Annotated in this window: 22 protein-coding genes and 1 pseudogene; 7 read left to right on the top strand and 16 right to left on the bottom strand. The window is 68.2% G+C overall.

The genetic code is table 11. The annotated features are described in order from the left end of the window. Nucleotides 1–156 precede the first annotated feature (156 nt). Both BN4346_RS33315 and BN4346_RS33310 read right to left on the bottom strand, forming a co-directional pair. The gene (locus BN4346_RS33315; RefSeq protein WP_067971290.1) at nt 157–1,014 is read right to left on the bottom strand and encodes a metal-dependent hydrolase; all 858 of its coding nucleotides are present in this window, start codon (nt 1,012–1,014) and stop codon (nt 157–159) included. Then, on the bottom strand, nt 1,011–1,661 hold the full coding sequence (locus BN4346_RS33310) for a TetR/AcrR family transcriptional regulator (RefSeq protein WP_067971287.1): 651 nt from the start codon (nt 1,659–1,661) through the stop codon (nt 1,011–1,013). The genes BN4346_RS33315 and BN4346_RS33310 overlap by 4 nt, the downstream gene beginning before the upstream one ends. A gap of 158 nt (nt 1,662–1,819) precedes the next feature. On the opposite strand from BN4346_RS33310, the gene BN4346_RS33305 reads away from it, so the two are divergent. Next, the gene (locus BN4346_RS33305; protein WP_067972322.1) at nt 1,820–2,158 is read left to right on the top strand and encodes a PH domain-containing protein; all 339 of its coding nucleotides are present in this window, start codon (nt 1,820–1,822) and stop codon (nt 2,156–2,158) included. Nucleotides 2,159–2,165: 7 nt separating this feature from the next. Here the strand turns inward: BN4346_RS33305 and BN4346_RS33300 are convergent, their stop codons facing one another. Beyond that, complete coding sequence (locus BN4346_RS33300) at nt 2,166–2,981, bottom strand: DoxX family membrane protein (RefSeq protein ID WP_067971285.1); 816 nt, start codon at nt 2,979–2,981, stop codon at nt 2,166–2,168. A 133-nt stretch (nt 2,982–3,114) separates the two neighbouring features. Here BN4346_RS33300 and BN4346_RS33295 point away from each other — a divergent pair, with 133 nt between their 5' ends. Both BN4346_RS33295 and gjpA read left to right on the top strand, forming a co-directional pair. Next, nucleotides 3,115–4,236, top strand: coding sequence for a PQQ-dependent sugar dehydrogenase (locus BN4346_RS33295; RefSeq protein WP_067971283.1), 1,122 nt, complete (start codon nt 3,115–3,117; stop codon nt 4,234–4,236). A 290-nt stretch (nt 4,237–4,526) separates the two neighbouring features. Beyond that, a complete protein-coding gene (gjpA, locus tag BN4346_RS33290; RefSeq protein WP_067971281.1) occupies nt 4,527–5,573 on the top strand; it encodes an outer membrane porin GjpA in 1,047 nt (348 codons plus the stop codon). Nucleotides 5,574–5,892: 319 nt separating this feature from the next. Here the strand turns inward: gjpA and gatB are convergent, their stop codons facing one another. Both gatB and tenA read right to left on the bottom strand, forming a co-directional pair. Then, nucleotides 5,893–7,398: an Asp-tRNA(Asn)/Glu-tRNA(Gln) amidotransferase subunit GatB gene (gene gatB / locus BN4346_RS33285; protein WP_067971279.1), complete on the bottom strand. Its 1,506-nt coding sequence runs from the start codon at nt 7,396–7,398 to the stop codon at nt 5,893–5,895. Nucleotides 7,399–7,436: 38 nt separating this feature from the next. Further along, complete coding sequence (tenA, locus tag BN4346_RS33280) at nt 7,437–8,105, bottom strand: thiaminase II (RefSeq protein WP_067971277.1); 669 nt, start codon at nt 8,103–8,105, stop codon at nt 7,437–7,439. A 37-nt stretch (nt 8,106–8,142) separates the two neighbouring features. Here tenA and BN4346_RS33275 point away from each other — a divergent pair, with 37 nt between their 5' ends. Next, nucleotides 8,143–8,529, top strand: a complete 387-nt coding sequence (locus BN4346_RS33275; protein WP_067971275.1) for a DUF2237 family protein — start codon at nt 8,143–8,145, stop codon at nt 8,527–8,529. Nucleotides 8,530–8,561: 32 nt separating this feature from the next. On the opposite strand, the gene BN4346_RS33270 is transcribed toward BN4346_RS33275, so the two are convergent. The 4 genes from BN4346_RS33270 to gatC all read right to left on the bottom strand — a co-directional run bounded on the left by BN4346_RS33270 (nt 8,562) and on the right by gatC (nt 11,905). After that, a complete protein-coding gene (locus tag BN4346_RS33270) occupies nt 8,562–8,900 on the bottom strand; it encodes a hypothetical protein (RefSeq protein WP_235653608.1) in 339 nt (112 codons plus the stop codon). Between the two features lie 99 nt (nt 8,901–8,999). Then, entirely contained in the window at nt 9,000–10,031 is a 1,032-nt protein-coding gene (locus BN4346_RS33265; protein WP_067972319.1) for an ATP-dependent 6-phosphofructokinase, read from the bottom strand. A gap of 96 nt (nt 10,032–10,127) precedes the next feature. Next, nucleotides 10,128–11,609: an Asp-tRNA(Asn)/Glu-tRNA(Gln) amidotransferase subunit GatA gene (gene gatA, locus BN4346_RS33260; protein WP_067971273.1), complete on the bottom strand. Its 1,482-nt coding sequence runs from the start codon at nt 11,607–11,609 to the stop codon at nt 10,128–10,130. After that, complete coding sequence (gene gatC / locus BN4346_RS33255) at nt 11,606–11,905, bottom strand: Asp-tRNA(Asn)/Glu-tRNA(Gln) amidotransferase subunit GatC (RefSeq protein ID WP_067971272.1); 300 nt, start codon at nt 11,903–11,905, stop codon at nt 11,606–11,608. Before gatC ends, gatA begins: the two co-directional genes overlap by 4 nt. Nucleotides 11,906–12,018: 113 nt before the next feature. On the opposite strand from gatC, the gene BN4346_RS33250 reads away from it, so the two are divergent. Next, nucleotides 12,019–12,684 (top strand): ACT domain-containing protein, encoded by a 666-nt coding sequence (locus BN4346_RS33250; RefSeq protein WP_067971271.1) that lies wholly within the window; start codon nt 12,019–12,021, stop codon nt 12,682–12,684. Here BN4346_RS33250 and ligA read toward each other — a convergent pair. Then, entirely contained in the window at nt 12,681–14,795 is a 2,115-nt protein-coding gene (gene ligA, locus BN4346_RS33245) for an NAD-dependent DNA ligase LigA (RefSeq protein WP_067971269.1), read from the bottom strand. The two genes, BN4346_RS33250 and ligA, sit on opposite strands and share 4 nt — an antisense overlap. 35 nt (nt 14,796–14,830) lie before the next feature. On the opposite strand from ligA, the gene BN4346_RS33240 reads away from it, so the two are divergent. Beyond that, nucleotides 14,831–15,226, top strand: a complete 396-nt coding sequence (locus BN4346_RS33240; protein WP_067971267.1) for an MmcQ/YjbR family DNA-binding protein — start codon at nt 14,831–14,833, stop codon at nt 15,224–15,226. Between the two features lie 20 nt (nt 15,227–15,246). Here the strand turns inward: BN4346_RS33240 and BN4346_RS33235 are convergent, their stop codons facing one another. Continuing rightward, nucleotides 15,247–16,260 (bottom strand): uroporphyrinogen decarboxylase/cobalamine-independent methonine synthase family protein, encoded by a 1,014-nt coding sequence (locus BN4346_RS33235; protein WP_067971263.1) that lies wholly within the window; start codon nt 16,258–16,260, stop codon nt 15,247–15,249. Between the two features lie 62 nt (nt 16,261–16,322). On the opposite strand from BN4346_RS33235, the gene BN4346_RS33230 reads away from it, so the two are divergent. Beyond that, the gene (locus tag BN4346_RS33230; protein ID WP_067972316.1) at nt 16,323–16,943 is read left to right on the top strand and encodes a sensor domain-containing protein; all 621 of its coding nucleotides are present in this window, start codon (nt 16,323–16,325) and stop codon (nt 16,941–16,943) included. 18 nt (nt 16,944–16,961) lie between these two features. On the opposite strand, the gene mnmA is transcribed toward BN4346_RS33230, so the two are convergent. From mnmA to BN4346_RS33210, 5 genes and pseudogenes are all read right to left on the bottom strand, one after another. Further along, complete coding sequence (gene mnmA / locus BN4346_RS33225; RefSeq protein WP_067971260.1) at nt 16,962–18,041, bottom strand: tRNA 2-thiouridine(34) synthase MnmA; 1,080 nt, start codon at nt 18,039–18,041, stop codon at nt 16,962–16,964. Further along, nucleotides 18,038–19,237, bottom strand: a complete 1,200-nt coding sequence (locus tag BN4346_RS48965; protein WP_067972314.1) for a cysteine desulfurase family protein — start codon at nt 19,235–19,237, stop codon at nt 18,038–18,040. The genes mnmA and BN4346_RS48965 overlap by 4 nt, the downstream gene beginning before the upstream one ends. 528 nt (nt 19,238–19,765) lie before the next feature. Then, a pseudogene (locus BN4346_RS48960) lies at nt 19,766–20,065 on the bottom strand (GNAT family N-acetyltransferase); the annotation flags it as partial. 270 nt (nt 20,066–20,335) lie between these two features. After that, nucleotides 20,336–21,088, bottom strand: coding sequence for an SDR family oxidoreductase (locus tag BN4346_RS33215; RefSeq protein ID WP_067971258.1), 753 nt, complete (start codon nt 21,086–21,088; stop codon nt 20,336–20,338). Between the two features lie 103 nt (nt 21,089–21,191). Then, nucleotides 21,192–22,148 (bottom strand): electron transfer flavoprotein subunit alpha/FixB family protein, encoded by a 957-nt coding sequence (locus BN4346_RS33210; RefSeq protein ID WP_067971256.1) that lies wholly within the window; start codon nt 22,146–22,148, stop codon nt 21,192–21,194. Nucleotides 22,149–22,179: the final 31 nt, after the last annotated feature.

Genomic DNA, 22,179 nt, shown 5'->3' with positions numbered 1-22,179 from the left:
AAAAACCCCCGCCAGCTCAGCTGCTGCACGAGGGTTGCGCGTCGGTGTTGGAAGTTCAGGCAACAACCAACGCGCAGTGGGCTACTACGAGCATGCCGTTGTCCATAGCACACGACGGTAGCCGCTGGACCGGCCCAGCGTCAAATGAGCTAGCACTCAGTTCAGGTGGTCAACCAGCGATCCCTGTTCGCCGAAGAGCTCCGCCTCCCAGTGCTCGAGTAGCGCGGTGTTGTCCTGGTCATTGGGATGGAAGCCCGGCCGCAGGTACTCCCCCAGCCGGCGGAAGACCGCGCGGGTCAGAAACGGCGAATGCCGCAGGGCAGCAAAACTGCGGATGAGTCGCACCGGGTGATAGGCGGCCCGGTCGCCGAAGAGCGAGATGATGGTGTTCGCCACGACGGCGAGGGGGAAACTGAAGCGGATGATCCGCATGGTCCGGATGCGGCGGGTCTCATCACCCCCGACTGCTCGGTAGACGTCGAAGGCCACCGCGCGGTGCTCGGATTCCTCGATGGCATGCCACAGCAACATGGACCGCACTTCGGTTGTGCCGAGCAGGGCCTGGGCCCGCTCGTCGGAGAGCAGGGTTTCGGCGAAAACGGCGGTGAAATGTTCGAGTGCGGCGGTGATGGCCAGGCAGGTCAGCGGGGAGAACCGTCGTTCGATGACCTTCTGGCGGCGATTCACCAGCCGGTCGACCCTGCGGGTCGGGTAACCCATCTCATGCAGGCGCTCATTGAGTGCACGGTGCTCGCGCCCGTGGGTGACCTCTTGGCCGATGAATCCCTTGACCTGTTCCTTGAGGTCAGGGTCGGTGATCTGGTCGGCATAGCGGCGCACCGAACGGATGAAGAAGTCCTCGCCCTCGGGAAAGACCGCCGACAGGTGCGCGATCATGTGGCTCATCACCAGGTCGCCGGCAACGAAGTGGCGGTTCAGAGCCGCCACCGGGTAGTTGAAACGGATGCGCCGCGGCTGTACCGCCGGCTGACCGGGCTGGTCTTTGGTGGTCATGATTCTCTCTCGGGTTGGGGGTCTGCAAAGCCGGTCGCCAGTGGCCGAACCAGCATCTTGAAGGCATCGAGGATCTCGGCGGCGGGCAGTGGCTCGTAGCCGGCGATCGACCGGGACATCGCCAGGCCGTTCATCAGCGCGAACGTCATCTGCGGCCCGATCCGCGACGCTGCGGTATCGGCATCGGCGGTGTCCGTCGAGGCAAGCAGTTCGGTGTATATCCGGTCGCAGGCTTCGGAGAACTGGCGATCGGTCTCGATGACCGCGGGCGCCAGGTCCGGGTCGGTGCGAGCCGCCACCCACAGTTCGTGCGACGCGGTGAAGGTCGGACCGGAATACATCGACCACAGCAGATCGATCGCCTCGTCGAGCTTGTCCGCGGACGAGTCCAGCCCCGCCATCAACACCTCGAACTCTTCGATGCGGCGGTTCAGCGAGAACTCGATGGCGGCGGTCAGCAGGCCGATCTTCGTCGGGAAATGTCCCTGCAGCGCCCCCACCGAGACGCCGGCACGGCGGGCTACCTCGGTCGTGGTGGTTCCCTTGAAACCAACTTCCACCAGGGCGTCGAGCGTCGCGTTGAGCAGCGCATGCCGGGTCTCGGCAGTGCGCTCCGCCTGGGTTCGGCGGGGTTTAGTCGGCGACACGCGTCCATCATGTGGCATATAAAATAAGTAGTCAATATTTATTTTTACCTCGGGTGCGGGCGTCCACCCCCCGGGTCCGGCGGCCCCGGCGGTGACATCATGCGGGGGTGGCCGCTGCATCCCCCGACTCCGCACCCTTGGTGATCCGCATCTCGCCGATGGCCCACTTCGCGGTCGGCTTCCTGACGCTCGGGCTGCTGATCCCCGTGTCGACCTGGCCATTCACCGCGCCCGTATTGGCGCTACCAATCCTGCTCTCGGTGCTGATCGCCCGGTGGCGAACCGTGGCCGACGCTCAGCAGATCACCGTCCGGACCCTGTTCGGCAGCCGTTCGATCGGTTGGGATGCCATCGACGGCTTGGGATTTACCCGGGGATCGTGGGCGCGGGCGCACCTACGCGACGGTGCGACTGTGCGGTTGCCCGCGGTAAGTTTCGCCACCCTGCCGCTGCTGACCGAGGCCAGCGGTGGGCGGGTGCCGAACCCGTATCGCTGATGCCCCGTTAACCCAGCGGGTTGGCCCCGTTGAGGAACACCCACATCGCGATGCCGCCGGCAATTCCGAGCACCAGGGCCACGATTGATCCGATGAAGGGCCGCCGGGCCCAGCCGCGGTCGCCGTCGAGGCCGTACCGGCCCGGGCCGACCAGCACGATCGCCACCGCTACCACGATGAGCATGACGTGGTATTCGTGGCCGTCCGGCAGGAAAAAGTCGAACCTGCCCTGGTTGTGCGACGAGACGCCGGTGAGCACACCGTTGATGAAATACGCCAGCGCGCCGGCCGCCGCCAGCGGCGTGAACAGTCCGAGCACCAGCAACAGGCCCGCGGCGATCTGCCCGCCCCCAGCCGCATAGGTCAGGATGTCGGCGTACTGGTAGCCGGCCGCGGCGATGGAACTCTTGAAGTCGGTCAGCCCCTGACCGCCCCACCACCCGAACAGCTGCCGCAGCCCGTGGGCCACCAGCAGCACACCGAGGCCCAGCCGCAGAATCAATAGACCGAGATCCTGGGTGCCGCGCCGGTCCAGCGCCTGGAATGGCTCGTCGGCGTCGGTATCGCCGCCGATGGCAACTCCGACACGGCCGGGGCTGGCCGCCGGCTCGGCGTAAGGCAGCGGGTGGTAGCCGGCTCCCACAGAGCGAGTACCGGTGGGGTCGTACGCCGGAATGGCCGCGGTCTCGAAATCACCGGTGTAGGTCGGTGATGGCATGTCGTCCTCCGGATCTACCAGACGTGCCGACTTGGGACGTCCTTTGCCTGCGTCGGCAGTCTCACCCGGCCGACGCCAGTGTGAGCCCTCACCATGACTGGTCACCCTGCCAGCGTAAGGGCAACCTCGGCGGGATTGGGGATTTGAACAGCTTCGTTAGCGAATCGAATCCGGCCCGGTGCAGCACTGCGGTGGGCGTCGTGGCGAAACCCGACCCGGTGTCCGTAACCTGACGGGCATGCGGATGCGCGGGGTGGTTCACCGGGTGCCTGTCGTCCTGTGCGCGGCACTCCTGGTTCTGACAGGCTGCGCACACTTCGATGACGCTCAGTCTCAACCGTTCACCACCGTGCCGCGGCGCGGTATGGCACCTCCCACGACTCCCCCGCCGCCGCCACCGCTGCCCGCCAACCCATTCCCGAAACAATGCCCGGCACCCGGGGTGATGCAGGGTTGCCTCGAGAGCACCAGCGGCCTGATCATGCACGGCGACAGCAAATCGGCATTGGTCGCCGAACGGACCACCGGTGCGGTCAAAGAAGTCTCGCTGTCCGCCGAACCCAAAGTGAAGACCGTCATCGGCGTCGACCCGGCCGGTGACGGCGGGCTGATGGATATCGTGCTGTCACCGACCTACACCCAGGACCGGTTGATGTACGCCTACATCAGCACGCCTACCGACAACCGGGTGATCCGGATCGCCGACGGTGACGTCCCGAAGGACATCCTGACCGGAATCCCCAAAGGCGCGACCGGCAATACCGGTGCGCTGATCTTCACCAGTCCGACCACCCTGGTGGTGCTGACCGGCGACGCGGGCAATCCCGCCGCGGCCGCCGACCCCGGCTCGACCGCCGGGAAGGTGTTGCGTATCGAACAACCCACGACCATCGGCCAAGCCCCGCCCACCACCGCACTGAGCGGGATGGGAGCCGGCGGCGGGCTGTGCATCGACCACGTCGACGGCTCGCTCTACGTCACCGACCGAACGCCGAGCGGCGACCGGTTGCAGCGCATCACCAAGGATTCCCGGGTGTCGACCGTGTGGACATGGCCGGACAAGCCCGGCGTCGCCGGTTGCGCCGCAATGGATGGCATCGTGCTGGTCAACCTGGTCGACACCAAGCAGACGGTGGCCGTGCGCCTGGCCGCCGGCACCGGTTCGGTCACCAGCGAACCCGAGGTCATGCGCCAGGACACCCACGGTCACGTCTGGGCTGTCAAGATGTCGCCGGACGGCAACGTCTGGGGCGCGACGGTGAACAAGACCGCTGGCGATGCCGAGAAGCTCGACGACGTAGTCTTCCCACTGTTCCCGTCCGGCGGCGGGTTCCCACGCGCCAACGACGACAAGGACTAGGGCGCGCCGGCGCGCTCCGCGCCACTCGAGGCTTGAGTCAGGCGCGACCGCAGGGGCTCCCGGACACCACTTTGGTCCACTCGCAGCCGACGCCCTTCCGCCTCAAGCCACTAAGTTTCTGAGAATTCTCTGTTGATCAAGTGATCCGAAAATCTATATTCCCAGGTCATCCGAGGCGAATTCGGTCTGACCTTGGGTTTTGTTAGTAATCAGCTAATTTGCACATAAGCCACGTTCACGTAACCTTTCGTTGCCGTGGCAGCTGTCACGCTTACGTAACTAGGAGACCAATGCAACACTTCGCCCCCGCTCCGTGGGTCGCCGCAGGCGTCGCGCTCATCGGCGCCGGCGCCGTCGCCGTCACCCCGGTCACCGTTCCGCTTACCGGACTGACCGCTTCGCACTCGGCCGCTGTGGCACTGACCGCTGACTTCGACCCCTTCGGCGCCTGGCAGGACGTGTTCGCCACCGCCAAGGACAACGCCACCACGCTGTGGGACCACATCTCCGCGGTGCCGGGCGTCGCCGCCCAGCAGCTGATCGCTGACCTGATCCATGGCACGTCGATCGACCCGCAGGCGATCATCGACGCCATTGCGCAGCCCAACATGGCGACCGACCTGCCGATGTCACCGGTGGGGCTGAGCAACGATGCATTCCATACGCTGATCACGCTGGTGATGCCGCAGTACATGCCCAGCGACTTCCCCCTCAGCACCGAGCAGCTCACGCCGATTCTCTCCTTCTTGGCGTCACCGCTGAGCGGGGTGCTGATTGGTGCGCTCGGCCCGTCGATCGCACCGCTGGTGGCGCTGGGCAACAGCGCCGGCGAGATCAGCACCGCGCTTTCCGGCGACAACCCGGACTGGAACTCGGCCCTGCAGGACATCGTCAACATCCCGGCCAACATGGTCGGCGGCCTCCTCAACGGCGCGACGCTCAACCTCGATGGCCTGTTGCCGACCCTGACGCAAGCCGGCCTGCTGCCCGCGGACCTGGACGTCACCGCACTCAGCTACACCTTCGGCGGACTGCTATCGCCCGGCCTCACCAGCACCGACGTCGACGGCTTCATCAAGGAGATCTCCGACGGCAGCTCGCCCGGTATCGGCGGCTCGATCATCAACGGACTCGGCCTCACCACCGGTCTCATGGGCTTCCCGATGGTGGTTGACGGTCAAGGTGTCGGGCTGCTGGGCGCGTGGCAAAGCCTGCAGGAGATCGTCGCCATGTCGCTCGGCTGGGACGGCGTGGGCAGTCCGCTCGACGATCTCGGCAGTGGCAGTGCCGCGAGCACCGACATCTTCGCCGACCTGGCGAGTGGGTTCGGCCTGTAGGCCGGTTCGCCGATCACGAGGCGGCCCCCTTCGATTGCGAAGGGGGCCGCTTTCGTCGCCGCCCAACCGGTTCTCACAGAAGTATTACCGACTCCGCCCGGACGCCTTAAATATCCGACCTACGTTGGGATTCAACGGGCCGATAGCAGTGACATCACCGACCAGGACGTCACCGCCGCGGCAGCCCGACCAGCGAAAAGGACGGCGACGCAATGTTGATCGATGTTCGGTGGCTGCAGTTGATCTTGGACCACTGGGGCCACCAGCAAAGTCCGCCAGCCGCAGACCCGCAGCGCTACCTCTAACTGAGCAGCTGGTGCTAGCCCCCGCAGGCGGCCAGCACCAGCTCGCGCACCCGCGCAGCGTCGGCCTGCCCCTTGGTGGCTTTCATGACCGCGCCGACGATGGCGCCGGCGGCTTGCACCTTCCCACCCCGAATCTTCTCGGCCACATCCGGATTGGCCGCCAAAGCTTCGTCGATCGCCGCCTGGATCACCGAGTCGTCACGCACCACGACCAAGCCCCGGCCGGCCATCACCTGAGCGGGCTCCCCCTCGCCGGCGAGCACGCCTTCGACGACCTGCCGAGCCAGCTTGTTAGATAGCTCGCCCGATTCCACCAGCGCCACCACCGCGGCGACCTGCTTCGGCGTGATCGCCAGGACATCGAGGTCTACACCGGCCTCGTTGGCCTTCTGCACCAGGAAATTTCCCCACCAGGCCCGGGCCGCCTCACTGGAGGCGCCGGCCGCCACGGTGGCGGCCACCAACTCAACCGCTCCCGCATTGACCAAGTCGCGCATCACCTCGTCGGAAACGCCCCACTGCTCCTGGATCTTCTTGCGGGCCAGCCACGGCAACTCCGGGATGGTGTTCCGCAGCTCCGCGACCAGCTCCGCCGACGGCGCCACCGGCTCCAGATCGGGTTCGGGAAAGTAGCGGTAATCCTCCGCGGTCTCCTTGGCCCGGCCCGGGCTGGTGTAGCCGGCCTCGTGGAAGTGCCGGGTCTCTTGAACGACGGTGCCGCCGCCGGTCAACACCGCGCCCTGGCGTCGCATCTCATAGGTCACCGCCACCTCGACACTCTTGAGCGAGTTGACGTTCTTAGTCTCGGTTCGGGTGCCGAATTCGGCTGCCCCGGTAGGCTTGAGCGACACGTTCGCGTCGCAGCGCATCGACCCCTGGTCCATCCGCACATCGGAAACATCCAACGCCCGCAGCAGATCCCGCAGCGCGGTCACATAAGCCCGAGCGATCTGCGGAGCACGGTCACCGGCGCCGGTGATCGGTTTGGTGACGATCTCGATCAGTGGCACACCGGCCCGGTTGTAGTCGACCAGGGATTCGCTGGCGCCCTCAATGCGGCCAGTGTCGCTGCCCACGTGGGTGAGCTTGCCGGTGTCCTCTTCCATGTGGGCACGTTCGATGTCCACCCGCCACACCGACCCGTCCTCCAGCGGCACGTCCAGGTAGCCGTTGAATGCAATCGGCTCGTCGTACTGGGAGATCTGGTAGTTCTTCGGCTGGTCGGGATAGAAGTAGTTCTTGCGGGCGAACCGGCACCAGGAGGCGATCTCACAATTGAGCGCCAGCCCGATCCGGATCGCCGATTCGACCCCGGTGGCATTGAGCACCGGCAGCGAACCGGGCAGGCCCAGACACACCGGACACACCTGGGTGTTCGGCTCGGCGCCGAATGCCGTCGCGCATCCGCAGAACATCTTGGTGGCCGTGGACAGCTCGACGTGCACTTCCAGGCCCAGAACCGGGTCGAAGCGGGCGACGACATCGTCGTAATCGAGCAGTTCAGCGACAGCAGCGGTCATGGGAGCAAAGTCTAGGTGACCCCCTCAGCCAGACTTGGTCACACCGGCCAGTCCTCCATCCGGTAAGCGGCGTCGAAGAACATCCATTCATAACGCGCGGCGGTGTGAAAATGCCGGCACATCAGCTCCCACTCCGCTGACGAGACATGCCTACCGATGCGGTCGGTGACGGCGAGCACCGCCTCGACCACCGCCTGATACTCCTGACCGGCGTAAGTATCGATCCAGCGCGCGAACAGCGGTTCCGGTGAGCCGTGGCGCTGCAGGTGCTCGCCCACCCGGGCGTAGACCCAATAGCAGGGCAGCACGGCGGCGACGGCTTCGGCGTAGGAGCCCGATGCGGTGACCGCCAGCAGGTAGCTGGTATAGGCCTGGGTCGTCGGGGCGATCGGCAGTGCCGCGGCAGCCTCGACGTCGAGCCCCAGATCTGCCAACAGCCCGGCATGCAACTCCGCTTCGGCGGTGATCGCCGCGCTGGCGTGCTCGGCGAACATCGTCAGTTCCGATTCGATCGGCGCCTTGGCCGCGCACACCGCCAGTGCCCGCGCATACCCGCGCAGGTAGTGCCCGTCCTGCACGAGGTAGTGGCGAAACTGGTTGCGCCCCAATGTTCCCTTGGTCAACCCGGTGACGAACGGGTGCTCGCAGATCTGCCGGTAGATGCCGTCGATGTGGTCCCACAGCCGCTCACGGTTCCGCTCGGTCATACCTCACGGTAGGTGACGCCGCCCTAGACTGAGCCCCATGCCCGAGCGCAACGTACTGGGCGGCCCATTGGAGCCGTGCGGCAGCGACCCGATCACCGGCTTCTACCGCGACGGCTGCTGCTCGTCAGGGCCCGAGGACATTGGACTGCACACGATTTGCGCCGTCGTCACCGGCGAATTTCTGGAACACCAGCGCTCGATCGGTAACGACCTGTCCACGCCGATGCCGGCCTACCGGTTCCCGGGCCTGCAACCCGGCGATCGCTGGTGCGTCACCGCACTGAATTGGCTGAGGGCCCACCGCGACGGTTACGCCGCGCCTGTGGTGCTGGCCGCCACCCATGAGCGCACCCTGGAGGTGGTCGGCCTGGAGGTCCTGGCGGACTACGCCGTCGACGTGCCGGACGACCCGAGCGACCTCTGATCGCGAGCGGCGTTCGCCGCCAACCCCGGGGATCAGGGGCCGAGTACTGCGCCGACACCAGTGCCGTTCTGCTGCCGGTGCTTTTCATACCAGACGAATTCGTCGACCAGCGGGCCGTCCTGGAGGCAGTCGGCCATCACCGACCCGGCCAGTATTCGCCCCGTCTGGTCCGCGGGCAGGCCACTGGTCTCCAGGATGTGGCTGACCGCGTTCTTGACTCCCGCCAGATTCGGCTGGTCGTTGATGAGTGCGCAGACATCACCACCATGTTCGGTGACGTAATCGCCGATCTGGTCACCGGTGGCGTGGGCCGGTATCGCCAGCAACAGTCCCGTCGGCAGACCGCACAGCACCGCGGTAGACAGCGCCATCTTTCCCATACCCACCCCCAGCCTTCGCCCGTCGGGCAACACAAAGCACAACCTCACCATTGTGCGGCCATTTCGCGGCGTTGTCACGCCACACGCGAGCTAGCCGAAGAACGCCGCCGCATCGTCGTAGCGGCTCTGCGGCACCACTTTGAGCTGTCGGACCGCATCGGCCAACGCCACCCTGCCGATCTCCTGGCCGCGCAGCGACACCATCATTCCGTATTCGCCGGCGTGGGCGGCGTCGGCGGCGTTGACGCCGAATCGGGTCGCGAGCACCCGGTCGTAGGCGGTCGGGGTGCCGCCGCGCTGCACATGGCCCAGCACAGTGGTGCGGACTTCCTTCTTGACGCGCCGTTCGATTTCCACGGCCAGCTGGGCGGCAACACCGGTGAACCGCTCGTGGCCGAACTCGTCGACGCCGCCGGCCCGTAGCTCCATGGAGCCGGCAGCGGGTTTGGCCCCTTCGGCGACGACGCAGATGAAGTGCGACGACCCGTGCTGGAAGCGTTGCTTGACCAGCCGGCACACCTCCTCGACGTCGAAGGGCTGCTCGGGAATCAGCGTCATGTGGGCACCGGTGGCCAGGCCGGCGTTGAGCGCGATCCAGCCGGCGTGGCGGCCCATCACCTCGACCAGCATCACCCGCTGGTGAGATTCGGCGGTGGAGTGCAGCCGGTCGATGGCGTCAGTGGCGACCTGCAGCGCGGTGTCGTGCCCGAAAGTGACGTCGGTGCAGTCGATGTCGTTGTCGATGGTCTTGGGCACCCCGATCACCGGGACGTTCTCCTGCGACAGCCAGTGCGCCGCAGTCAAGGTGCCCTCCCCGCCGATAGGGATGAGCACATCGATGCCGTTGTCATCGAGGGTCTGCTTCACCTGATCCAGGCCGGCGCGCAGCTTGTCCGGGTTTACCCGGGCGGTCCCGAGCATGGTGCCGCCCTTGGCCAACAGCCGGTCGTTGCGGTCGTCGTTGGCCAACTGGACGCGCCGGTCCTCCAACAGGCCACGCCAGCCGTCTTGGAATCCGACCACCGTGGAGCCATAGCGGGAGTCGCAGGTGCGCACCACCGCCCTGATCACCGCGTTCAATCCGGGACAGTCGCCGCCGCCGGTGAGCACTCCGATCCGCATGGTGCCCATCTTGCCGGGGTTAGCTCCATTACGCCGAGCAGACGGAGAATCGCACAAAAGGCGTCGGGTGAATGCGATTCTCTGTCTGCTCGCGGATTAGACGGCGCTGGCCAACTCCCCGCGGGCGGCCTCGTAGGCGGCGCCCACCCGGTACAGCCGGTCGTCGGCCAAAGCCGGCGCCATGATCTGCAGGCCCACCGGCAGCCCGTCGTCTCCGGACAGCCCGGACGGCACCGACATACCGCAGTGCCCGGCCAGGTTCAGCGGCAGCGTGCACAAGTCGAAGAGGTACATCGCCAACGGGTCGTCGACCTTCTCCCCGAGCCGGAACGCCGTGGTGGGCGTCGTCGGCGAGATCAGCACGTCCACGGACTTGTACGCCTCGTCGAGGTCGCGGGCGATCAGCGTGCGCACCTTCTGGGCCTGGTTGTAGTAGGCGTCGTAGTAGCCGGCCGACAGCGCGTAGGTGCCGAGCATGATGCGGCGCTTGACCTCAGGACCGAAGCCGGCCGCGCGGGTCAACGCCATCACCTCCTCGGCGCTGTGGGTCCCGTCGTCGCCGACCCGCAACCCGAAGCGCATCGCGTCGAAGCGGGCCAGGTTGGACGACACCTCCGACGGCAGGATCAGGTAGTAGGCGCTCAGTGAGTAGTCGAAGTGCGGGCAGTCCACCTCGGAGATCTGCGCACCAAGGGCTTTGAGCTGTTCGACGGCGGCGTTGAACGACGCCAGCACACCCGGCTGGTAGCCCTCACCGCTGTGCAGCTGACGCACCACCCCGATCCGCACGCCCGTCAGGTCACCGGCGGCCCCGGCTTTGGCCGCACCGACAACGTCGGGCACCGGCGCGTCGACCGAGGTGGAGTCACGCGGGTCATACCCGGCGATCACCGAGTGCAGCAGCGCGGTGTCGGTCACGGTGCGCGCGCACGGCCCACCCTGGTCCAGCGACGACGCACACGCCACCAGCCCGTAGCGGCTCACGGTGCCGTAGGTGGGTTTGACGCCGACGGTGGCGGTCAGCGCGGCCGGCTGACGGATCGAGCCGCCGGTGTCGGTGCCGATCGCCAGCGGCGCCTGAAACGCCGCCAGCGCCGCGGCACTGCCGCCGCCGGAGCCGCCCGGCACCCGCTCGACGTCCCACGGGTTGCGGGTCGGACCGTAGGCGGAGTTCTCCGTGGAGGAGCCCATCGCGAACTCGTCCATGTTGGTCTTGCCCAGGATGGGGATGCCGGCCGCGCGCAGCCGGGCGGTGACGGTCGCGTCGTAGGGCGGCCGCCAGCCTTCCAGGATCTTCGATCCGCAGGTGGTGGGCGCGTCGACGGTGGTGAACACGTCCTTGAGGGCCAGCGGGACCCCCGCCAGCGCCGACGGCGCCTCGCCGGCGGCGATCGCCTGGTCGGCGGCTTCCGCTGCGGCCAAGGCCTCGTCGGCGCCGACGTGCAGGAACGCCCCGTAGCGGTCGTCGGTGGCCGCGATCTGATCGAGGTGCGCGCGGGTGACCTCGACCGAGGACACCTCACGGGCGGCGATCTTGGCCGCCAGGGTGGCCGCGTCGGAACGGATCAGCTCACTCACTGGCTCTCCCCCAGGATCTGCGGAACCGCGAAACGGCCCTCTTCGGCGCGCGGGGCGGCCGCGAGCGCCTGCTGCTGGGTCAGGCACGGCACGATCTCGTCCGGCCGGGTGACGTTGACGTCCTTGAGCGGGTTATCGGTCGCCTCGACGCCGGTGACGTCGACAGCGGCAATCGTGCTCACATGGGTCAGGATCGCATCGAGCTGGCCGGCGAAGCCGTCCAACTCGGCGTCGGTCAGCGCCAGCCGGGCCAACCGGGCCAGGTGGGCTACGTCGTCACGGGAGATCTGGGACACGGGTGCAAAGCCTAGTCGCCCGCCCGCGTCGAGCGTAAAGCCAGCGTGCGGTGGCGAACGTGAAGTCAGACTCACTCGCGGCGGGCCAGCACACGCTGTGGGAAAGTTTGCCCATGCCTTCCTATCTGCTGCGCGTCGAACTCGACGACCGCCCCGGCAGCCTGGGTTCGCTGGCCGTGGGTCTGGGCTCGGTGGGCGCCGACATCTTGTCGCTGGACGTCGTGGAACGCGGAAGCGGCTCGGCGATCGACGACCTGGTGGTCGAACTGCCGCAGGGATCGATGCCCGATGTGCTGATCACCGCCGCCGAACGACTGCCCGGGGTCCGGGTGCACAGCATCCGCCCGCACACCGGCCTGCTGGATGCGCACCGTGAACTCGAGCTGATCGACCACGTCGCGGCGGCCGGCGACCGCAGTGCCAAGTTGCAGAAGCTGGCCAACGAAGCGCCGCGGGTGCTGCGGGTCAGCTGGTGCACGGTGTTGCGCAGCGAGGGAGCCGACGGGACGTTCCGTCGACTCGCGGGCAGCCCCGGAACACCGGAGACCGACGTCGGCTCGGTGCCGTGGCTGCCGATCGAACAGGCCACTGCCCTGGACAACACCGCCCCCTGGGTGCCGCCGGTATGGCGCGAGATGGATGTCGCCCTGGCGGCCGCGCCGTTGGGCAACCCCCGGACCGCCGTCGTGCTGGGCCGCACCGGAGGTCCGGCCTTCCTGCCCGCCGAAGTGGTCCGGCTGGGCTATCTGGCCGGGATCGTGGCGACGCTGCTGCGCTAATCCGAGGCGGGGGGACCTTCAGATGCGTCGTTTTCGGGGGCTTTCGGGGCCTCCGGACCGTTCGCCAGCAGCGCCCGGAAACCCTCTTCATCCAGGACCGGGACCCCGAGTTCGACGGCCTTGTCGTACTTCGAGCCGGGCGCATCGCCGGCCACCACGTAGGCGGTCTTCTTCGACACCGAACCGGCCGCCCGGCCGCCACGGGCGATGATGGCCTCCTTGGCCTCGTCGCGGGAGAAGCCGGTCAACGAGCCGGTCACCACGATGCTCAGCCCCTCCAGCGTGCGTTCGATGCTCGCGTCGCGTTCGTCGGCCATCCGTACCCCGGCGTCCCGCCACTTGTCGACGATCGCGCGGTGCCAGTCGACGTCGAACCATTCGGTGACCGCTGCGGCGATGGTCGGGCCGACCCCCTCAACGGCGGCCAACTGCTCGGTGGACGCCGCGGTGATCGCGTCCAGGCTGCCGAACTCGGTGGCCAGCGCGCGGGCCGCGGTCGGCCCGACATGGCGAATCGACAAGGCCACCAGCACCCGCCACAGCGGCTGCGCCTTGGCCTTGTCGAGATTAGTCAGCAGCTGTCGGCCGTTCTTGGACAGCGCGCCGTCCTTCGTGGTGAACAGCTCGGTACGCAGCAGATCGCCTTCGGTGAGGGTGAACAAATCCCCCTCGTCGGTGATCACCCCCGCGCTCAACAGGGCGGTCGCCGCTTCATAGCCCAGGGCCTCGATGTCGAAGGCGCCGCGGCCGGCGACGTGGAACACCCGCTCGCGCAGCTGCGCCGGGCAGGACCGCGAATTGGGACAGCGGATGTCGACGTCGGCTTCCTTCGCCCGCGCCAGCAGCGTTCCACATTCCGGGCAATGGGTCGGCATGACGAACTCACGCTCGGTGCCGTCGCGCAGATCGACCACCGGCCCGAGTACCTCGGGAATCACATCGCCGGCCTTGCGGATCACCACGGTGTCACCGATCAGCACACCCTTGCGCTTGACTTCCGAGGCGTTGTGCAAGGTGGCCAGGCTGACCGTGGAACCGGCGACCTTGACCGGGGTCATGTAGGCGAACGGGGTGACCCGGCCGGTACGCCCGACGCTGACCCGGATGTCGAGCAGCGTGGTCTGCGCCTCCTCGGGCGGGTATTTATAGGCCACCGCCCAGCGCGGAACCCGGGAGGTGGCGCCAAGGCGGCGCTGCAGAGTCCGGTCGTCGACTTTGACCACGACACCGTCGATTTCGTGTTCGACGTCGTGCCGGTGTTCGCCCCAGTAGCTGATGCGTTCGGCCACCGCGGCCATGCCCTCGACCCGGGCGGTGTGCGGGGAGACCGGCAGCCCCCAGGCCTGCATCGCGCTATAGGCGGCGTGCAGCGTGTCGGGGCTGAATCCCTCGGCGTAGCCGAGGCCGTGGCAGACCATCCGCAGGTTGCGTCGGGCGGTGATCGCCGGGTTCTTCTGCCGCAGGGAACCGGCCGCGCTGTTGCGGGGGTTGGCGAACGGCGGCTTGCCCTCGGCGACCAGTCCGGCGTTGAGGGTCTCGAAGTCCTCCAGCCGGAAGTACACCTCGCCGCGCACCTCCAGCACGGCTGGGACCGGGAATTCGGTATCGGTGTTGAGGAATTCGGGGATGCCGGCGATGGTGCGCGCGTTCAGCGTCACGTCCTCACCGACCCGGCCGTCGCCACGAGTGGCCCCACTGCTCAACCGGCCGTCGCGATACACCAGCCCGAGCGCCACGCCGTCGACCTTGAGTTCGCACAGATAGGCGGTGTCGCCGCCGATCTCACCGATGACTCGGCCCGCCCAGGCCGTCAGTTCATCGGGTGAGAACACGTCTTCCAGCGAGAGCATTCGCTCCAGGTGCTCGGCGGGCGCGAACTCGGTGGTGAATCCGGCGCCGCCCACCAGCTGGGTCGGTGAGTCGGCGGTACGCAGCTCCGGATGCGCCTCCTCCAGCGCGAGCAGCTGGTTGAACAGCTCATCGAAGTCGCCGTCGGTGATGATCGGCGCATCTTTGACGTAGTAGCGGAACTGGTGTTCGCGCACCTCTTCAGCCAGGTCGTGCCACTGCCGCCGGAGGTCCGGGGTCACGCTGTCGGCCTCTGGACTCACCCCCGCAGGTTATCTGCTCTGACTACCCTGGCGTCATGCCGCACCCGATCATGTACCGCGACGACGACCCCGGTCTGGCAGAGCTGCGACGTATCGCGCTGGGCTTTCCCGAAGCCTTCGAGAAGATCTCTCACGGCCGCCCGGTGTTCTGCGCTCCCAAAATGTTCGCGATCTATGGCGGCAACAGCAAAGCCACCGGCGCGATGGTGCCTTATCCCCATGCACTGCTGGTCAAGGTCGACGAGTCCGACCGACGGGCGCTGGAACAAGACCCGCGGTTCTTCTCGCCGATGTATCTGGGTCCGTCCGGTTGGCTGGGACTGGATTTCGTTGCAGCTGAAGTGGATTGGGGCGAGGTCGGCGAGCTGGTCGACGCATCGTTCCGGCTGACGGCGCCGCCGCGGTTGATCCGTTGTTTGGATGAGTCTTAGTCCTCGACGAACGCCCGCTTTCAGATCGCCTCGGGGTCGCTGGCCAGCGCCTCGCCCACCTTGTGCACCAGCCCTACCGCGGTGCGCGCCCACGCGGCGCTGGCGCCCGCCATCCCGCAGACCGGGCTGATCCCGACCCGCTCGGCCAGTACCGAGCGAGCGAATCCGATCCGGTCGGTGATCGCCGCGACCGCGGCCGCCAGCTCTTCGACCGCGGGCGCCCGCGCCGGGGCGAGCGCGGGAACCAGGCCCATCACCACGGTGCGTCCCGAGTCGACGAATGCGCCGATCTGGTCGTAGTCGCCCGCTTCCAAGGCGGTGCAGTCCAACGCCAGCGCGGTGATAGCACTGCGCTGCAACACATTCCACGGAAGTCCCGATGCGCAACTGTGCACCAGCACTTCGCCCCCGATCGTGTCGGCGCAGCCGTCGAGCAGCGCGGTGGCCACCGCTTCGTCGATGGCGGCCACCGGGCTCAATGCCGTCACCCCGGCCAGCCGGCCGGTGACCGCGGCGGCCAAGGACGGCTCGTCGAGCTGCACGATCACCGGCGTGTCGAGCCGGCGAGACAGGTCGGCCCGGTGCGACTTGAGGCCCTCGGCCAGCGATGCGGCTAGGTCCCGCACCGCACCGGGGTCAGTGATCGCCCGGTGTCCGTTGGCCAGCTCCAGTTCCGCGGCCAGGGTCAGCGGACCGGCAGCCTGCACCTTGACCGGGTGCCCGCTGCCGCGCAGGCCGGCGACTTCCCACGCCTCTTCGAGCGCGTCGACGTCCTCGCCGAGCAGGCTCACCGCGCGCCGGCTCACCGCTCCGGGACGCGCCGCCAGCCGGTAGCCGCGCGGGGCGGTGTCGATGGCGATGTCGACCAGTAGCGCGCCGGCCCGGCCGATCATGTCGGCGCCCACGCCGCGGCCCGGCAGCTCCACCAGGTGGGCCAGGCTGCCACCCAACTCACCGACCACCACCTCGGCCGCCGCGCGCGCCGAGGTGCCCGGCCATGACCCCAGTGCGGTCCCGGTGGCGAAAGCACTCACCGGGCAACCGTATTGAAGTGGCATGACCCGGGGCACGGCGGGCTAGCCTTCGATGCGTGAAGATGTCGCGACTGGTGCCGATCTGGGCGATAACGGCAGCGGTGGTGGGCTGCACCCGGCTGGTCGACGGCACGGCGCTGCCACCCGTGGGACTGCCGGCGCCCGGCGGCGTAGATCTGGGCCGGATCATCCTCGGCACGCCCCAGATGCGGTCCATCGTCGGCGCCGACGAGCAGCTGACGATTATCCCCACCATGGATTCCAGCTCGCCGGTGGACATCGACGACTTAGCCGCCACCGTCCCACCGCAGTGCCGTTTCATCTTCGCCGAGACCGCGGTGTTCGGGTCCGCGGCGACGCGTTTCCACAAGACCACCTACCAATATCCGCCCAAATCCGCGCTGGTCTCCGAGGGCGCTGCCGTCTACCCCGACATCGAGGCCGCCCAGCACGCTCTCGACGCGCTGGTGGCCACCGTCGCCGAATGCGCGGACACCTCCGCCGGGCCGGGGCTGGTTAGCGACTGGGACGCCGACGAGCAGTCCCTGCGTACCCACGCCGGTGACTGTGGCCGGGCCTACCAGGTCAAGTCGGTGGTCCTGTTGGAGGTCACCTATTGCGGCTTTTCGGAGTCCGATGCCGACCTGGTGGTGACGAACATGGCGTCCGCGGTGCCGGGTTAAGCGCGCTCGACGCGGGAGCTAGACGGCCGAGGTGTCGGCGATGGTGGCGCTGGCGATCACCTCGTCGCCTTGCGCGTCCGGGCGGTAGCAGGCCAGGGTCTGGCCGCGGGCCACGCCGCGCAACGGCTGGCGCAGCCGCACCTGCAACTCATCGCCGACCAGTTCGGCCACCGCGCCGACCGTCTCACCGTGGGCGCGCACCTGCACCTCGCACTCGATGAGGCCGCGCCACGGCTGCCCGGAGGTGAACACCGGCGCTCGCCCGGTCAGCTCCACCACGTTCAGGTCGGCGGCCGATCCGACGGTGACGGTGCCGGTCGCGGCGTCGATACCGGTCACGTAGCGCGGTTGGCCGTCCGGGCCGGGCCCGGCGATGCCCAGGCCCTTGCGCTGGCCGATGGTGAAACCGTGCACCCCGTCGTGCTGCGCCAGCACCGAGCCTCCGGTGTCCACCACGGCCCCGGGCCGTACCCCGATGTGGCCGCCGAGGAAGGTGCGGGTGTCACCGGTCGGGATGAAGCAGATGTCGTGGCTGTCGGGCTTGTTCGCCACCGCCAGGCCGCGTTCGGCGGCTTCGGCGCGAATCTGTGGCTTCGGGGTGTCCCCGATCGGGAACGCCGCGTGCCGGAGCTGTTCGGCGGAGAGCACCGCGAGTACGTAGGACTGGTCCTTGTCGGCGTCCACCGCGCGGCGCAGTCGACCGTCGGTGAGCCGGGCATAGTGACCGGTGGCCACCATGTCGAAGCCCAGTGCGAGGGCGCGGGCGGCCACCGCGGAGAACTTGATCTTCTCGTTGCACCGCATGCACGGGTTGGGGGTCTCGCCGCGGGCGTAGGACTCGACGAAGTCGTCGATCACCTCGTCCTTGAACTGTTCGGAGAAGTCCCACACGTAGAACGGAATGCCCAGCACGTCGGCGACGCGGCGGGCGTCGTCGGAGTCTTCCCGCGAGCAGCACCCCCGCGAGCCGGTGCGCAGGGTGCCCGGGTTGCGCGACAGGGCCAGATGCACGCCGACCACGTCGTGCCCGGCATCGACCATGCGGGCCGCCGCCACCGAGGAGTCCACTCCGCCGCTCATCGCGGCGACGACCTTCACCGGGCTACCCTCATCGCGCTCACTCCCGCGGCGGCCAGCATCGCCTGCCGTGCCCGGTCCACCGCGCCGGGCAGCACCGCCAGCACGGCGTCGACGTCACCGTCGACGCTGTTGTGCCCCAACGACAGTCGCAACGATCCGCGGGCCGCAACCGGGTCGGCACCCATCGCGGTCAGCACGTGGGAGGGCTGCGGTACACCGGCGGTGCAGGCAGATCCGGTGGAGCATTCGATGCCGTTGGCGTCCAACAGCATCAGTAGAGAGTCGCCTTCGCAGCCGGCGAAGGTGAAGTGCGCATTGCCGGGCAACCGGTGGGTGCGCGACCCGTTGACGCGGGTGTTGTCGATCCGGGCGAGCACTCCGTCGATGAGCCGGTCGCGCAGGCCCGCAACCCGATCGGCGGTATCCTCCAACGAGCCCACGGCGACCTGGAGCGCCGCAGCCATCCCGACTGACCCGGCAACATCGGGTGTGCCGGAACGGATGTCACGCTCCTGTCCCCCACCATGCGTGAGCGGGACACAGGTCACGTCACGACGAATCAGCAGTGCCCCGGTCCCACACGGTCCACCGAACTTATGGGCGGTCAGGCTCAGCGCGGACAACCCGCTGGCACCGAAGTCGACCGGCAGCTGCCCGACGGCCTGGACGGCGTCGGAGTGCATCGGCACCCCGAACTGCGCGGCTATCGCGGCCAGTTCAGCGACCGGCAGGACCGTTCCGACCTCATTGTTGGCCCACATCACCGACACCAGGGCGACGTCGTCGGCCCGACCGCCGTCCAATTCCTCACGCAGGGCGTCCGGTGACACCGACCCGTCGGCGTCGGTGGGCAGCCAGGTGATCTCGGCGCCCTCATGTTCGGCAAGCCAGCCCACCGAGTCCAGCACCGCGTGGTGCTCGACCTCGGTGGTGATGATCCGGCGCCGCTGCACATCGGCGTCGCGGCGGGCCCAGTAGATGCCCTTGACGGCCAGGTTGTCGCCGTCGGTGCCGCCGGCGGTGAACACCACCTCAGAGGGGCGCGCACCCAGCCGTGCGGCGATGGACTCCCGGGACTCCTCCATCCGGCGGCGCGCGGCGCGGCCGGCGGCGTGCAGTGAGGAGGCGTTACCGACGGTTCCCAGCACAGCTGCCATCGCCTCGATGGCCTGCGGGTGCATCGGGGTGGTAGCGGCGTGATCCAGATAGACCATGACCTGCCCAGAGTACCGGGCACCTGCAGCCGCCCCGGAGCTGCGGCGGGCGGCCGCGCTGCTCAACAGGCGATGCGAGCTCGTCGGCGGGGGCGGACCCCCCCGCCCCCCCCCGCCCGGGCAGGCCCCCGCCACCACCGACGCCGCGGACACTGACCGCAGCCGGCGCAGGTAGCGGGTATCGGCCTCACTGCGGCGCAACAGGGCCGGGAAGTCCCCCACCCCGAAAGCGGGATCGTGGGCCGGCTCACCGCAGACCCGCGCGCCCAGGCGCAGGTAGCCCCGCAGCAGCGGCGGCATGGTGGGGCGCGTCGGCGGCGCGATCTCGTCGAGGCTCTTGCCGTCGACCACCACCGGCCGATACGGGGTCACCCGGTGCGGGGAGGCGTGACGGCGCCGCACGAAATCACGCACGCCGCGGATCTGACTACCGGGGGCGCCCTCGCCGCACACCGGCACCGAGACGCAGCCGGCGATGTAGTCGTACTGGTAGCGGTCCAGGTAGGCCAGGATTCCGGCCCACATCAGCAGCACGACCGCACCGTTGCGGTGCCCCGGCCGGACCACAGCGCGGCCCATCTCCACCAGCGACGGCCGCAGCGGATCCAGCGCGGTGACATCGAATTCACTTGCGCTGTAAAGACCTCCGGCGGCGATGGCCCCGGTGGGAGGAAGCATTCGGTAGCAGCCGACCAGTGCACCGGAGTCATCGTCGCGGACCAGCAGGTGGTCGCAGTATTCGTCGAAATGGTCGGCGTCCAGGCCGGGGCGGCCGTCGGTGTCGGTCAGGGTAAAGCCCGGCTCGGTGCTGAACACCTCGAATCGCATCCGCTGCGCGGCTTCGATCATGGCGGGCTCGGTGGACAACAGCAGCGAGTAGCGGGGGTTGTCGGTCCCAGAAGCGGGAGAATCGGTGGCGGGCTCAGGGGCGATGAGAACAGAACCAGTGCTCACACTCGCCACGGTCGCGCAGCCAGGCGGCGACGAGGCAAGCACGGCATGACATGTCGGTGCACGCTTGGTGACGAATTGTGCGCAGCGAACTACGGCGCAGCGGCGTTGAGATTGCCGCTACGGTCACCAGGGCGATCCGCCCTGTCAGGTCGTTCGCTGTGTCGCCTGCCAGTCGACCAGCCGGGTGGTCCCCAAGGTCGCGTCGTCGCCGGTGACCAGGCCGGTGTCGCCGACCTTGGTGCCGAAATAGACCGCTTCGGGGTCGACGACGATCGGGAGATTCTCGCCCCGGTGGACCAGCACCAGAGCGGCCAGCTCGGCAAAGGTCAGCTTCTCCGGGCCACCGATGTCGACGATCCCGTCGACCGGCGCGGCCTGCGCGGCGCGGGCTACCTCGGCGGCCACCTCAGCACCGGCGACCGGCTGGATCAGACCTTCCGGCACCCGGACTTCGCCGTCGACCGTCAGCGAGGCGATGATGCCGTCGGCGAACTCGTGGAACTGGGTGGCGCGGACGATGGTGTAGGGCAATCCGGAGCCGGCGATGATGCGTTCCTGGGCGACCTTGGCGCGCATGTAGCCGCTGTCGGGCAGGCCGTCGCAGTTCACGATGGACAGCACCACGTAGTGGCCGACGTCGGCAGCTTTCGCCGCCGTCACCAGGTTGGTGGTGGACGTGGTGAAGAACTCCAGCACCGGGCCGTCGGCGTAATCCGGCGAGTTGACCACGTCGACCAGCACATCGGCGCCCGACAGGGCATCCGCCAGGCCGTCTCCGGTGAGCACGTCGACACCCGAACTGCGGGCGGCCGCCACGGTCTCCTGGCCGGCGGCGCGCAACAGCTCGACGACCTTGGTGCCGATCTGCCCGCTGGCACCGATCACGGTGATCTTCATGTTCACCGAGGATACGACCGGACCCCCAACGCCGAACAGACGCAGAATCGCACGTAACGGGGTACGTCTAACGCGATTCTGCGTCTGTTCGCGCAGCGGAAAACTAGCCCTTGCGGGCCTTGACCGCCTCGGTGAGCTGCGGCGCGACCTTGAACAGGTCGCCGACGATGCCGAAGTCGGCGATCTCGAAGATCGGCGCTTCCTCGTCCTTGTTGACCACGACGATGGTCTTGGACGTCTGCATGCCGGCCCGGTGCTGGATGGCGCCGGAGATGCCCAGTGCGATGTAGAGCTGCGGCGAGACCGTCTTGCCGGTCTGGCCGATCTGGAACTGGCCCGGGTAGTAGCCCGAGTCCACCGCGGCACGCGAGGCGCCCACGGCCGCACCGAGCGAGTCGGCCAGCTCCTCGACCACCGAGAAGCTCTCCGCACTGCCGACGCCACGACCGCCGGCCACCACGATGGCGGCCTCGGTCAGCTCCGGACGATCCCCTGCCACCGCGGGCTCACGCGAGGTGATCTTGGTGGCGTTCTCGGCGGGCGCGGGCACCTCGACGGTGACCTGCTCGCCCGCACCGGCGCTCGGGGCCGGCTCCACGGCACCCGCCCGCACGGTGATCACCGGGGTGTCGCCGGTGGGCTCGGCGTCGACGGTGTAGGCACCACCGAAGATGGAGTGCACCACCTTGGCGCCTTCCTTGACCTCGACCACGTCGACCAGCAGACCGGATCCGATCCGGGCCGCCAGCCGGCCGGCCACCTCTTTGCCCTCGGCGTTGGCGGCGATCAGCACCGCGGCCGGGGTCGCCGATTCGGTCAGCGCGGCCAGCACGTCGACGATCGGGGCGACCAGGTAGTTGTCCACCACGTCGGACTCGGCGACGTAGATCTTGGCGGCACCGGCCGCCTTCAGCCCGTCGACCAGCGGGGCGGCAGTGCCGGGGCCACCGACGACGACCGCGGACGGCTCGCCGAGCACGCGCGCGGCGGTGATCAGTTCGGAGCTGACCTTCTTCAGCGCTCCATCAGCGTGCTCGACGAGCACCAGTACTTCAGCCATGTTTGTCTTCCGTCTTTCTCTTAAGTCCGGG

It is taken from the genome of Mycolicibacter icosiumassiliensis, from assembly GCF_900078685.2.
Lineage (GTDB): Bacteria > Actinomycetota > Actinomycetes > Mycobacteriales > Mycobacteriaceae > Mycobacterium > Mycobacterium icosiumassiliensis.
The sequence above is the reverse complement of the archived record's forward strand: the minus strand, read 5'-3'. Positions and strand labels throughout refer to the sequence as shown.